Annotated in this window: 15 protein-coding genes; 9 read left to right on the forward strand and 6 right to left on the reverse strand. The window is 69.6% G+C overall.

Translation table 11 applies throughout. The features are described from left to right. Positions 1 to 159: 159 nt before the first annotated feature. From aroC to argH, 4 genes are all read right to left on the reverse strand, one after another. Positions 160 to 1,287: a chorismate synthase gene (gene aroC, locus DMC18_RS12270; RefSeq protein WP_110117895.1), complete on the reverse strand. Its 1,128-nt coding sequence runs from the start codon at positions 1,285 to 1,287 to the stop codon at positions 160 to 162. A gap of 99 nt (positions 1,288 to 1,386) precedes the next feature. Next, positions 1,387 to 2,652, reverse strand: coding sequence for a diaminopimelate decarboxylase (lysA, locus tag DMC18_RS12275; RefSeq protein ID WP_110117896.1), 1,266 nt, complete (start codon positions 2,650 to 2,652; stop codon positions 1,387 to 1,389). A gap of 19 nt (positions 2,653 to 2,671) precedes the next feature. After that, on the reverse strand, positions 2,672 to 2,986 hold the full coding sequence (locus DMC18_RS12280; protein WP_199228294.1) for a hypothetical protein: 315 nt from the start codon (positions 2,984 to 2,986) through the stop codon (positions 2,672 to 2,674). Continuing rightward, positions 2,983 to 4,401, reverse strand: coding sequence for an argininosuccinate lyase (argH, locus tag DMC18_RS12285; RefSeq protein ID WP_110132960.1), 1,419 nt, complete (start codon positions 4,399 to 4,401; stop codon positions 2,983 to 2,985). The genes DMC18_RS12280 and argH overlap by 4 nt, the downstream gene beginning before the upstream one ends. On the opposite strand from argH, the gene DMC18_RS12290 reads away from it, so the two are divergent. From DMC18_RS12290 to DMC18_RS12315, 6 genes are all read left to right on the forward strand, one after another. Beyond that, the gene (locus tag DMC18_RS12290; RefSeq protein WP_110117899.1) at positions 4,402 to 5,031 is read left to right on the forward strand and encodes a TlpA disulfide reductase family protein; all 630 of its coding nucleotides are present in this window, start codon (positions 4,402 to 4,404) and stop codon (positions 5,029 to 5,031) included. It abuts the gene before it with no gap. Further along, positions 5,028 to 5,768, forward strand: coding sequence for a GNAT family N-acetyltransferase (locus tag DMC18_RS12295; RefSeq protein WP_110117900.1), 741 nt, complete (start codon positions 5,028 to 5,030; stop codon positions 5,766 to 5,768). Before DMC18_RS12290 ends, DMC18_RS12295 begins: the two co-directional genes overlap by 4 nt. Before the next feature lie 75 nt (positions 5,769 to 5,843). Next, complete coding sequence (locus tag DMC18_RS12300; protein WP_158285904.1) at positions 5,844 to 6,377, forward strand: CcdC protein domain-containing protein; 534 nt, start codon at positions 5,844 to 5,846, stop codon at positions 6,375 to 6,377. Between the two features lie 123 nt (positions 6,378 to 6,500). Then, positions 6,501 to 7,712: an acyltransferase gene (locus DMC18_RS12305; protein ID WP_110117902.1), complete on the forward strand. Its 1,212-nt coding sequence runs from the start codon at positions 6,501 to 6,503 to the stop codon at positions 7,710 to 7,712. Between the two features lie 32 nt (positions 7,713 to 7,744). Beyond that, positions 7,745 to 8,377: a hypothetical protein gene (locus DMC18_RS12310; protein WP_110117903.1), complete on the forward strand. Its 633-nt coding sequence runs from the start codon at positions 7,745 to 7,747 to the stop codon at positions 8,375 to 8,377. A gap of 7 nt (positions 8,378 to 8,384) precedes the next feature. Then, a complete protein-coding gene (locus DMC18_RS12315; protein ID WP_110117904.1) occupies positions 8,385 to 8,699 on the forward strand; it encodes a transcriptional regulator in 315 nt (104 codons plus the stop codon). Here DMC18_RS12315 and gluQRS read toward each other — a convergent pair. Continuing rightward, a complete protein-coding gene (gene gluQRS, locus DMC18_RS12320; RefSeq protein ID WP_110117905.1) occupies positions 8,696 to 9,535 on the reverse strand; it encodes a tRNA glutamyl-Q(34) synthetase GluQRS in 840 nt (279 codons plus the stop codon). The genes DMC18_RS12315 and gluQRS overlap by 4 nt on opposite strands. 34 nt (positions 9,536 to 9,569) lie before the next feature. Continuing rightward, complete coding sequence (locus DMC18_RS12325) at positions 9,570 to 10,193, reverse strand: TetR/AcrR family transcriptional regulator (RefSeq protein ID WP_110117906.1); 624 nt, start codon at positions 10,191 to 10,193, stop codon at positions 9,570 to 9,572. Positions 10,194 to 10,670: 477 nt separating this feature from the next. Here DMC18_RS12325 and greA point away from each other — a divergent pair, with 477 nt between their 5' ends. The 3 genes from greA to DMC18_RS12340 all read left to right on the forward strand — a co-directional run bounded on the left by greA (position 10,671) and on the right by DMC18_RS12340 (position 12,599). After that, on the forward strand, positions 10,671 to 11,150 hold the full coding sequence (gene greA, locus DMC18_RS12330) for a transcription elongation factor GreA (RefSeq protein WP_110117907.1): 480 nt from the start codon (positions 10,671 to 10,673) through the stop codon (positions 11,148 to 11,150). 27 nt (positions 11,151 to 11,177) lie between these two features. Further along, the gene (locus DMC18_RS12335) at positions 11,178 to 11,864 is read left to right on the forward strand and encodes a DNA-3-methyladenine glycosylase (RefSeq protein WP_233245139.1); all 687 of its coding nucleotides are present in this window, start codon (positions 11,178 to 11,180) and stop codon (positions 11,862 to 11,864) included. A 171-nt stretch (positions 11,865 to 12,035) separates the two neighbouring features. Further along, positions 12,036 to 12,599, forward strand: coding sequence for an HNH endonuclease (locus DMC18_RS12340; protein WP_110117908.1), 564 nt, complete (start codon positions 12,036 to 12,038; stop codon positions 12,597 to 12,599). Positions 12,600 to 12,660 lie beyond the last annotated feature (61 nt).

A 12,660-nucleotide genomic window follows, 5' to 3' on the forward strand; every position in this document is an offset into this window, starting at 1 on the left:
TGCGGGAGAGGGTGGCCTCCCGGAGGGAGGTCGGGTGAGGGGTCTCTCAGAACTCAAAGCCGCGTGCAGCGTCCAGGCCGGGCAGGGCGTCTCATGTTTGAGAGACCCCTCATCCGACCTGCTTCGCAGGCCACCTTCTCCCGCAAGGGGAGAAGGATACTAGACCCGCTCGCCGCCGCCGCCCGGCAGGAACGCGCCGCCGCCGGTCTGGCCGCGATGGCGCAGGAAGGCGTCGGCCAGGACGCAGGCGGTCATGGCTTCCACCACCGGCACGCCGCGGATGCCCACGCACGGATCGTGGCGGCCCTTGGTGCGCAGGTCGATCTCCTCGCCGGCCTCGTTGAGGGTCTGGCGGGGGATCAGGATCGAGGAGGTCGGCTTGAAGGCCACGCGGGCCGTGACCGGCTGGCCGGTGGAGAGGCCGCCCAGCACGCCGCCGGCGTGGTTGGACAGGAACTCCGGCTGGCCGCCCAGGCCCAGGCGCATCATGTCGGCGTTGTCCTCGCCGGTCAGGGCGGCGCTGTCGAAGCCCTCGCCGATCTCGACGCCCTTGGCGGCGTTGATCGACATCAGGGCCGCGGCCAGTTCGGCGTCGAGCTTGCCGTACAGCGGCGCGCCCCAGCCGGCCGGCACGCCGACGGCTTCCACCTCAACCACGGCGCCGGTCGAGGAGCCGGCCTTGCGGATCTTCTCCAGATGCTCTTCCCACACCGGGATGATCGCGGCGTCCGGCGACCAGTAGGGGTTTTCTTCGGTCTGCGCCCAGTCCCAGTTGGCCCGGTCGATCTTGTATGGCCCGATCTGCACGAGGGCCGCGCGCACGGTGACGCCCGGGATCACCAGCCGCGCCACGGCCCCTGCGGCGACCCGAGCCGCCGTTTCCCGGGCCGAGCTGCGCCCGCCGCCGCGATAGTCGCGCACGCCGTACTTGGCGAAATAGGGATAGTCGGCATGACCGGGGCGGAAGGCCTGGGCGATCTCGCCATAGTCCTTGGAGCGCTGGTCGGTGTTCTCGATCATCAGGCTGATCGGCGTGCCCGTCGTGCGCTGGCCGCCGGTGCGCTCGTCCTCGAACACGCCCGACAGGATCTTCACCGCGTCCGGCTCCTGGCGCTGGGTGACGAACTTGCCGTTGCCCGGCCGGCGCTTGTCGAGGAAGCCCTGGATCATCTCGGCCGTCAGCAGGATGCCCGGCGGCACGCCGTCGACGACGCAGCCGAGGGCGGGCCCGTGGCTCTCGCCCCAGGTGGTGACGCGGAACAGGTGACCGAAGGTGTTGTGCGACATGGCGAGGCTTCTAGCCCAAAGGGCGTTTGGGGGCGAGACTTTGCGGGCGGAGAGCGGGGAGGGCGGCGGCGCGCAAGAATTTGCCGCCGCCGCTTTCGCCTATACCCAGTCCGGAACCAGGTCCCGGGCCAGCATCTCCTCATAGGTCGGACGCTTGCGGATCACGGCGTAGCGATCGCCGTCGACCAGCACCTCGGGGACCAGCGGGCGGGTGTTGTACTCGCTGGCCATGGCCGAGCCATAGGCGCCGGCCGACATGAAGGCCACCAGGTCGCCCGGGCCGAACACCGGCAGGGCGCGGTCGCGGGTGAAGGTGTCGCCGGTCTCGCAGACCGGGCCGACCACGTCGTAGACGGTCTCGCCGCTCTTGGGATGCACCGGGCGGATGTCGTGGAAGGCGTCGTACATGGCCGGACGCACCAGGTCGTTCATGGCCGCGTCGATGACCAGGAACTTGCGGCCTTCCGGACGTTCGTGGACGTGGATGACTTCCGACACCATCACGCCGGCGTTGGCGGCGATGACGCGGCCCGGCTCGAAGGCCAGCTTCACCGGCAGGCCCTTGGTCACCTCGGCCACCATGGCGGCGAAGGCGGCCGGGGGCGGGGGCTCGGGGTGGTTGAAATAGGGCACGCCCAGGCCGCCGCCGAGGTCCAGGCGCTCGACCGACAGGCCTTCGCCCAGCAGCTGCTCGACCAGGCCCCGCATCTTCGTGAACGCGGCGCGCATGGGTTCGAGATCGGTGATCTGGCTGCCGATGTGGCAGGCCACCCCGATCGGCTCCAGCGCGGCGTTGTTGCTGGCGTTGGCGTAGAGGCGGGCGGCCTCGGCGAACGAGACGCCGAACTTGTTCTCCGACTTGCCGGTGGCGATCTTGGCGTGGCCGCCGGCCGCGACATCCGGATTGACCCGGAAGGCGATCTTGGCCCGCACGCCCAGCTCGGCGGCGACGGAGGCGATCAGCTCCATCTCCGGCTCGGACTCGACGTTGATCTCGGCGACGCCGGCCTTCAGGGCGAAGGCGATCTCCTCGCGCTTCTTGCCCACGCCCGAGAACACGATGCGCTCGCCGGGAATGCCGGCGGCCAGGGCGCGGCGGACCTCGCCCTCGGAGACCGTGTCGGCGCCGGCGCCCAGGTCGCCCAGCACCTTCAGCACGGCCACGTTCGAATTGGCCTTCACCGCATAGGCCACCAGCGGATCGACGACGCCGGCCTGCACGAGGGCGTCGCGGAACACCGTGAAGTGCCGCTCCAGGGTGGCGCGGGAATAGACGTAGACGGGCGTGCCGACCTCGGCCGCGATCCTGGCCAGGGGGACGCCTTCGCAGGCCAGGCCCTCGGGGCCGTATTCGAAGTGGTTCACAGAAATGCTTTCGGGGAGATCAGTTCGGCGTCGAGGACGGGAAGCCGGCGGCGGACGGGCCGCCGAACGGGTCGGACGGCGCGCCGCGCAGCGGAGCGGCGCGGGTCGTGCGGTTGCTCGACGCCGGGTCGATGTTCTCTTGCGTGCCGTTCGGGCGGGCCGGCTGGTTGGCCTGGGCCGAGGCTTCGCGGCGCTTGGAGGCTTCGGCGGCCTTCTTTTCCGGACCCCACAGCGGCGCGGGACGCTCCAGCTCGGCCTGCTTGCCGCAGGCGGAGAGGGCGGCGCCGGTCAGGCCCAGGGCGGCGATGGCGAGCAGCGTGGCGGGACGGATCATGCCAGGGTTTCCTTCCAACGCGCGATCTGGGCGCGGACCTGGGCGGGGGCGGTCCCGCCATAGCTCATGCGGCTGGCCGCCGAGGCGGCCGGGGTGAGGACGGCGTAGACCCCGTCGGTGATCCGCGGTTCGATGGCCTGGAATTCGGCCAGCGACAGGTCCGACAGATCCACGCCCTTGATCTCGGCGGCTTTCACGGCCGAGCCTGTCACGTGGTGAGCGTCACGGAAAGGCATGTTCAGTTCGCGCACCAGCCAGTCGGCCAGATCGGTGGCGGTCGAGAAGCCGGCGCCGGCCGCGGCGGCCATCTTTTCGGTGTTCGGGGTCAGGTCGGCGATCATGCCGGCCATGGCCAGCAGCGAGAGCTCCAGGGCGTCGAAGGCCTCGAAGGTCGGGACTTTGTCCTCCTGCATGTCCTTCGAATAGGCCAGCGGCAGGCCCTTCATGACCACGGTCAGGGTGGTCAGGCTGCCCAGGATGCGGCCGACCTTGGCGCGGATCAGCTCGGCGGCGTCGGGGTTCTTCTTCTGCGGCATGATCGAGCTGCCGGTCGTGAAGGCGTCGGTCAGTTTGATGAAGCCGAACATCGGCGTCGTCCACAGCACGATCTCCTCTGCCAGGCGCGACAGGTGCGTGGCGGTGATCGAGGCGGCCGACAGGGCCTCCAGCGCGAAGTCGCGCGAGGAGACGCTGTCCAGCGAGTTGGCGGTCGGGCGGTCGAAGCCCAGGGTCGCGGCCGTCTGGTGGCGGTCGATCGGGAAGGGCGAGCCGGCCAGGGCGGCCGCGCCCAGCGGGCACTCGTTCATCCGGGCGCGGGCGTCGCGGAAGCGGCTGGCGTCGCGGCCGAACATCTCGACATAGGCCATCAGGTGGTGGCCGAAGGTCACCGGCTGGGCCGGCTGCAGGTGGGTGAAGCCCGGCATCAGGGCGTCGGCATAGGTCTCGGCCTGGGCCAGCAGCGCCGTCTGGAGGGCGACCAGCTGGCCGGCCGAGCGGTCGGCGGCGTCGCGCACCCACAGGCGGAAGTCGACGGCCACCTGGTCGTTGCGCGAGCGGGCGGTGTGCAGCCGGCCGGCCGTCGGGCCGATCAGCTCGCGCAGCCGCGCCTCGATGTTCATGTGGATGTCTTCGTACTCGTCGCGGAACGGGAAGGTCCCGGTGGCCAGCTCGTCCTCGATCTTGGCCAGACCCTCGAGGATTTCCTCGCCGTCGCTGCTTGCAATGCCGCCCTGGCTGATCAACATCCGCGCGTGGGCGCGGCTGCCCGCCAGGTCCTGCGCCCAAAGGCGCTTGTCGAAGCCGATGGAGACGTTGATCGCCTGCATCAGTTCCGCCGGCTTGGCCGAGAACCGTCCGCCCCACATGGCTTGGCCCTGGCCGTTCGCGGCGGGCGTTTTGGAGGCGGTGTCGGTCATATGAGCGAAGTCCAGTCGAACGGTGCGGTGACCAAGCCGAAGCCCGGCCCCCTGAAATGGGCCATCGGCGCCGTCATGCTCGTCGGCGTCGTCGGCGTCCTATACGTCATCGCCCAGGCTTCGTTCAAACCCGCAGAAGCCGCCGACCTCACGGAATTCAAGAAGGCGTCCCTAGCAAAGCTGGATGTGCCCAAGTCGCCGCGCGGCGCGCCGGCCACCGTCTTCACCGACATGGCCGGAAAACCGCACACCCTGGCCGACTTCAAGGGCCAGGTGGTGGTGATGAATCTCTGGGCGACCTGGTGCGCGCCCTGCAAGAAGGAGATGCCCACCTTGGCCAAGCTGGCGGGCGCCTATCCCACCCAGCCGCTGAAGGTGCTGCCGGTCAGCATGGACCGTGACGACGACCTCAACCTGATCAAGGCCGAGATGGCCAAGAACCCGCCGCTCGTCTCGTTCCGCGACAAGTCCTACAAGCTGTCGTTCGACCTCCAGCCGCGCGCGATCGGCTATCCGACCACGGTGATCTACGACAAGCAGGGCCGCGAGCGGGCCCGCATCGCCGGCGAGGCCGACTGGTCCAGCCCCGAGGCCCGCGGCCTGGTCGAAGCCCTGCTGAAAGAGAAATGAGCCCCGATCTCCTCGAACCGATCGCCGACGGCGCCTGGCCGGCCCGCGAGCGGGAGCGGCTTGGCGGCTGGCGGCTGAACGCGACCGACGGCTTCTCGCTGCGCATCAACGCCTGCTGGCCGCTGGGCGAGCCGGATCGCGACCCCGAGGCCGCCATCGATGCGGTCGAGGCCTTCTACGCCGAGCGCGGACTGCCCGTGCGCTTCAAGCTGACCGAGGGAATGACGGCCCCGGCCGACCTGGCCGAGCGCCTGGCCCGCCGAGGCTACGCGACTCACGGCGAGACCCTGGTGATGACCGGCGCCGTCGCGGGCCTCGCCGATCCGGACGTCACCCTGTCGACCGCGCCCGACCCGGCCTTCGAGGCGGTGCTGGTCGCCTCGGCCAAGGGCGACCTGGCCGACGCCCGCGAGCGGCTCGAAGCCCTGGCCCGCATTCCGGCTCCGGCCCGGTTCGCCCGACTTGCCGTCGAGGGGCGCGCCGCCGCCCTGGGCGCCTGCGCGGTCGATGGCGAAGCCGTGGGGATCTTCGGCATGCGCACCGATCCGGACTTCCGCCGCCGGGGTCTGGCCCGCCGGGTGCTCGACGCCCTACTGGCCGAGGCTGATGGGCTGGGCGCCCGCACCGCCTACCTACAGGCCGAGGCCGCCAACGCCCCGGCCATCGCCCTCTACGCGGCGCGCGGTTTTTCGACGGCCTACCGTTATCGCTACTGGAGCAGGCCCGCTCGCGATTGACGAGAGCGCCGGTTTGAGGTGCTCATCCGCTCCGGGGAAGCGGCGCGTGGCCGCGTGTGTGTTGGGGGAACGGCCGTGGATCACGGAAACCAGAAACTGATCAGCTATGGGATCACGGCCGCGGTCGTGGCCATCGTCTTCGCCCTGCGCTTTCGCGCCATGAACAAGGAGCGGCGGCTGAAGCTGGAGTTCATGTGGATCCTGCCGGCGATCATGGTCGCCGCCACGGTCTTCCTGTTCGTGCAGTTCACGCCGCATGGGGCCGACTGGCTGTGGCTGGGCCTGATCTTCGCCGTGGGCGCGACGATCGGCTGGTGGCGCGGCCGCCTGATCCCGATCGCCATCGATCCCGACACCCACGAGCTCAACACCAAGCCCTCGCCGGCGGCGATCCTGTTCCTGCTGGGCCTGTTCGTCGTGCGCTTCGCCCTGAAGGCCTTCCTCGAGTCCGAAGCCCAGGCCTGGCACATCAACGCCGTGCTGCTGACCGACGGATTCGTGGTGCTGGGCGTTGGCCTGTTCGCCGTCTCGCGCCTGGAGATGGCGCTGCGGGCCATCGGTCTGCTGCGCGAAGCCCGCGCGACCAAGGCGGCGCAGGCGACGGCCTAGATACTCCTCGTCGAACTCAAGTCGCGACACGTACGACTCCGAACGCCGTTCTCTAACTAGTTTACAAAACAAACTAGTTGATACAGTGTGCGCCTCGCCACCGAGACGGGTGGGGAGGAAGCCATGCACGCGCCGCTCAAGACCCTGGAGAGACCGACCTTCGCTGACGGTCGCAACGCCCCGATCGGCGCCCTGCGCGCCTTCGTCACCCTGCTGGTGATCGCCCACCACACGGCGATGGCCTATCACCCCTACGCCCCGGCTCCGAAGGCGTTCGACGCCCCGCCGATCCTGTGGACGGCCTTTCCTGTCGTCGATCCGCAGAAGGTCGGGGCGTTCGGGATCCTGACCCTGGTCAACGACATGTTCTTCATGTCGCTGATGTTCTTCATTTCCGGCCTGTTCGTCGCGCAAGGGCTGCGGACCAAGGGCTCGGGCGGCTTCCTGAAGGGGCGGGCGCTGCGCCTGGGCGTTCCGTTCGTGATCGGCGCCGGCCTGCTGGCGCCGCTGGCCTACTATCCGGCCTGGCTGCAATCGGGCGGCGCGCCGTCGCTGGGCGCCTTCGCGCAGGCCTGGACGCGCCTGCCGTTCTGGCCCGGCGGCCCGGCCTGGTTCCTGTGGGTGCTGCTGGCCTTCGCCGCGATCGTCGCGGCGCTGCACGCCCTGGCGCCTGGTGCGATCGACGCCCTTGGGCGGCTGGCAAAGGGGGCGGAGGCCAAGCCTGGCCGGTTCTTCCTGGGCCTCGTGGCTGTCAGCCTGGCGGCCTATCTGCCGCTGTCGATGACCACGCCGTTCGGCCATTGGACGATGATCGGGCCGTTCTCGGTGCAGACCGCCCGCATCGGCCATTACCTCGTCTACTTCCTGGCGGGCGTCGCCGTCGGCGCGGCCGGCGTCGGCCAGGGCCTGACCGATCCGGATGGCAAGCTGGCCCGCCGCTGGTGGCTCTGGCAGCTGGCCCCGATCGCACCGATCGTCGGCGGAGTGGCGACCCTGATCCTGGCCTTTTCGCCCAATCCGCCGCCGCGGCCGTTCCTGGACCTGTTCGGCGGCCTGATGTTCGCCCTGGCCTGCGCGGCCCTGTCGTTCGCCGCCCTGGCGACCTTCCTGCGCTTCGTCCGCAAGACCGGTCCGATCGGCGCCAGCCTGCAGGCCAACGCCTACGGCATGTACCTGCTGCACTACGTCTTCACCTCCTGGCTGGCCTGGATGCTGCTGCCGCAAGCCTGGGGCGGTCTGGCCAAGGGCGCGGCGGTGTTCGTCGGGGCGACGGCGCTGAGCTGGCTGCTGACCATGGCCCTGCGCCGCATGCCGCTGTTGGGGCGAATCCTTTGACCCTGCATGATGTTCGCGACGGAGCCGCGCCCATGAACGACAAGCTGAAGACGGTGCAGGACGACCTGGCATTCCTGCGCGGCATCGCCGAGGGCGGCGCCGAGCGGGGCGGGTTCGGCGTCGCCGGCGGGGCCCTCTACGGCTCGGCCGGCCTGCTCTACGGCATCCAGACCCTGGTCTACTTCGCCCAGGAGAAGGGTGTCGTGTCGCTGGGAGGGCTGGGCAACCTGATCCTGGCCTGGCTGCCGACGCTGATCTTTCTGGTGCTGATGGCGATCGTGATCGTCGTCGAGCGCAGGAGGCCCAAGGGCGGGGTCGCCCACCGGGCCATCAACGCCGCCTTCGCCGGGGCGGGCCTGGCCAATCTGGCGCTGATCATCGTCTTCGCCGTGGCCGCCGCCCGCAATCACGACTTCCGCTACTGGCTGTTCCATCCGGCGGTGGTGTTCGTGATGCAGGGCGCGGTGTGGTACGCCGTCTTCGCCCTGCGAAAGCGCGCCTGGATGCTGGTGGTCTCGCTGGGCTGGCTGGCCTCGGGCGTCGCCCTGGGGCTGCTGGTCGACCGGGCGGACCTCTACCTGCTGATCGCCAGCGTGGGCCTGTTTGGCTTCATGATGATCCCCGGCTTCTTCCTGATGCGCCAAGCCCAGCGCGCGGCGGCCTGAGGCGGGCGTGGCGGAACGGTTCGACATCAGCGGGCTCGACGACGTCATCCATGGCCGGGTGCGGCTGGGCATCGTCGCCTACCTGGCCAGCGCCGAGGTCGCCGACTTCACCGAGCTGAAAAACCTGCTGGAGGTCACCCAGGGCAACCTCTCCATCCACCTGCGCAAGCTGGAGGAGGCGGACTACGTCTCGATCGACAAGAGCTTCGTCGGCCGCAAGCCCCTGACCCGCGTGCGCCTGACCGACACTGGCCGGGCCGCCTTCGCCCGCTATCTCAAGGCCATGGGCCAGCTGGTGGAGCAGGCGGGAGGCGGCGGCTAGACGCCCATCTCCGCCCGCAGCGCCGCTGGCGTCACGCCGGCGGCGCGCAGTTCGCGCAGGGTCTGGGCCTTGTCGCGCTTGGCGTAGCGCTTGCCGTCCGGGCCGACCAGCAGGCCGTGGTGGCGGTAGGTCGGGACGGGCAGGTCCAGCAGGGCCTGCAAGAGGCGCTGGATGTGGGCGGCCTCGAACAGGTCGTGGCCGCGGATGACGTGGGTGATGTCCTGCAAGGCGTCGTCCAAGACCACGGCCAGGTGATAGGCGACGCCGACATCCTTGCGGGCCAGCACGATGTCGCCGGCGGTTTCGGGGCGCGCCTTGATCAGGCCGGTCTCGCCTTCGGGACCCGCGCCTTCCTCGACGAAGTTCAGTCCTTCGAAGCCGCCCAACGCCCGCTGCGCCGCGTCCAGCGACAGCCGCCAGGCGAAGGCCTCGCCGCGGGCCAGGCGTTCGGTTTCCTCGGCTTCTGGCAGGGGCGCGCCGCGATAGGGGACGGCCGGCTCGTGAGGGGCGCGGCCGATGTCGAGCTCCTTGCGGGTCTTGAAGCAGCGATAGACCAGACCCCGCTCGCGCAGGACATCGATGGCGGCGTGATAGTCGGCCAGGTGCTCGGACTGGCGGCGTACGGGCTGCTCCCAGGAAAGGCCCAGCCAGGCCAGGTCCTCCAGGATCGCGGCCTCATATTCGGGACGGCTGCGGGTGGCGTCGATGTCCTCGATGCGCAGCACGAAGCGCCCGCCGGCTTCCTGAGCGGCGTGAAAGGCTGTCAGCGCCGAGAAAGCGTGGCCGCGATGCAGGAAGCCGGTGGGGGAGGGGGCGAAGCGGGTGGCGAAGATCATCCGCGCCACGTCCCCCGTTTCACGGGGGAGGCGGTCATCCGCGATCGAACTTGGCGAACATGCCCAGGTGGTCGAACACCGCCTTCAGGAAGGCTTCCTCGCCGCCGAGCATGGCCTTGAGGCCGGCGAACTGCTTGAAGCCGCTCATTTCGGCCAGGCCATGGCCGGCGCACCAGGCGGCGATGGTCGCCAGCTCCAGGTCGATCTCCGAGACGCCGGGGCCGGCCTGGTGGGCGATGGTGTTGCGCACCTGGCAGTAGGCCCCTTCCTCCTTCATCTGGTCGGGCAGGGCGTCCTTGTCGCGCGAGCAGTCGTACATCACCCGGTAGAGCGCGGGGTTGTCGCGGGCGAAGGTGACATAGGCCACGCCCAGGTTGGTCATCCGCTGGCGGTCGCTTTCGCTGTCGTGGCGGGCCTTCATCAGCGCCTCGTCCAGCGCCACCCAGCCCTCGTGGGCCACGGCGTCGAGCAGTTGGCCCTTGTCCTTGAAGTGGTGATAGGGCGCGGCCGGGCTGACGCCGGCCTCGCGGGCCACCGCGCGCAGCGACAGGGCCGCCGGGCCGTCGGTCTCGAGGATCCGCCGGGCGGCCTCGACAAGGGCGCGGCTGAGATCGCCGTGGTGATAGGGACGGGCGGCTTCGGGCGAGGCGAGAGTCATCGGGCGGCACTCTATCCCTTACGTAGCGAAAATTCATCCAAACATTGTCAAGATATCTTGACGCCGCTCAGATCCGTGTTATCTAAGCATCGTTCAGATGGATCGGCCGATCAAGAGACCGCCGCTGGACCACGCTGGCCGAGGGGGTCGGCGCGAAACAACTTTCAAGGATGTGTGTGATGACCAACCGTAGCTTTGAAGCCTTCGAAGGCATCTTCGACCGCGTCGCCATCGGTTATTTCCTGGTGGCCGCTCTGGCCGTCGCCGGCGCCGTGCTCGCCATCGCGCTGTAAGGACGAAATGTCCGTCGCGGCCGTCCCGGCCTGTCCGGGGACGGCCGCCGGGGTGCGCCGCCCGACTTGATCCCCATCTTGATCGGAGCGCTCTGCTCGGCCATAGCCGAGCCGGCGGAACGACCCGCGACACCTCGGGTTTCCGTCTGATGACTGTCTTTTCCCTTTTCCCGCGAGACGCCCGATGAGCGTGGCCTTCACCAAGGAAGGCGACGCCGAGGCCTTCGCCGCCGACCTTCCCGACCGTCCGATCTCGACCCAGCCCAATCTCGTCACGGCCGAAGGCCTGGCGATGATCGAGGCCGAGTTCGCCGCCGCCCGCGCCGCCTATGCGGCCGCCCAGGCCGCCGGCGGCGTCGCGGAGGATCGCACCGCCATGGCCCGCGCCACCCGCGATCTGCGCTACTGGTCGGCCCGTCGCGGCACCGCCCAGCCGGTCGAGCGCGACGAGAGCCGCACCAGCGTGCAGTTCGGCGACACGGTGACCTTCGACCGCGAGGACGGCCGCACCCAGACCTTCCGCATCGTCGGCGAGGACGAGGCCGACCCGGCCAAGGGCTCGGTGTCCTACGTCTCGCCCCTGGCCCGCGCCCTGATGGGCAAGGGCGTCGGGGATACGGCGATGGTCGCCGGCGGCGAGGTCGAGATCGTCGCCATCGGCTGAGGCCGTGAGCCCGCCGCAAGTTTCGGATTGCCAGCGATCCCCGGCGAGGGCTTCCTCGCCGGCGTGATCTCCGCTTCTGCTCCCACCCCCGACCTGATCGCCGCCGCCCGCGCCCACCTGGCGCAGGTCGACCCGTTGTTCGGTCGCCTGGAGGCCGTCACCCCCGTCTTCGAATGGCGTCTTAGACCCGGCGGCTTCGCCGGTCTGGCTCGCATGATCGTCGAGCAGCAGATCTCGGTGGCCGCCGCGGCCTCGATCTGGGCGCGGGTGCAGGCGGGCCTGCCCGACATGACGCCGCACGCCCTGATGGCCTTGGACGATCCGGCGCTCCAGGGCTTTGGCCTGTCGCGGCCCAAGGTGCGCTACCTGCGCGAGATCGCCGACGCGCACCTGACGGGCGCCTGCGACTTCGACGCCCTCAAGGCCTTGCCCGACGCCGAGGCCGTGGCGGCCCTGGTCGCCATCAAGGGCGTGGGCCGCTGGACGGCCGAGACCTTCCTGATGTTCTGCGAGGGCCGTATCGACGTCTTCCCGGGCGGCGACGTCGCCCTGCAGGAGGCCATGCGCTGGGCCGACGGGCTGGAGGTTCGTCCCAACGAGAAGGCGGCCTATGCCCGGGCGCAGGCCTGGAAGCCCTATCGCGGTGTGGCGGCGCATCTTCTTTGGGCCTGCTACGGCGGCGTTCGGCGCGGCGAGATCAGTCTGACGGCCTAGGGTCCGAACTTTCGCAAGCTTCGTCTTGGTTCTGTCGCTGATTGGGATCATCCTTTCTGTGCGTCCGGGAATGAATGGCGATTCCCTGATTTGCGTAGGAAGGAGGCCCGTCTTCAGTCCGACCGCGTACCAGCCCCATAGGGACCTCGTCGGTTCCATGAGCGGGAGGCCCTGATGCAGGTGCTGACCCGCCCCCCGTCCGGCATGCCGGCGCTCGTGCTCAACGCCGACTATCGGCCGCTGAGCTATTATCCGCTGTCCCTCTGGCCATGGCAGGAGGTGATCAAGGCGGTGTTCCTCGACCGCGTCGACGTCGTCTCGACCTACGACCACGTGGTCCATTCGCCGTCCTTCGAGATGAAGCTGCCCAGCGTGGTGTCGCTGAAGCAGTACGTGCCGCAGGAGCGGCCGCCGGCCTTCACCCGCTTCAACCTGTTCCTGCGCGACAGCTTCAGCTGCCAGTACTGCGCCTCGCCCGAGGAACTGACCTTCGACCACGTGATCCCCCGCTCGCGCGGCGGCCGCACCACCTGGGAGAACATCGTCACCGCCTGCGCGCCCTGCAACCTGGCCAAGGGCGGGCGTACGCCGCGCGAGGCGGGCATGCATCCGTTCCACACCGCGCGCCGGCCCTCGATGCACGAACTCCAGGACCGCGGCCGCAAGTTCCCGCCGGGGCACCTGCACGCCAGCTGGCTCGACTATTTGTACTGGGACATCGAGCTGGAGTCGTAAGCCTGATCCTTCTCCCCTTGCGGGAGAAGGTGGCGGCCGAAGGCCGACGGATGAGGGGTCT

It is taken from the genome of Caulobacter sp. D5 (assembly GCF_003185805.1).
Lineage (GTDB): Bacteria > Pseudomonadota > Alphaproteobacteria > Caulobacterales > Caulobacteraceae > Caulobacter.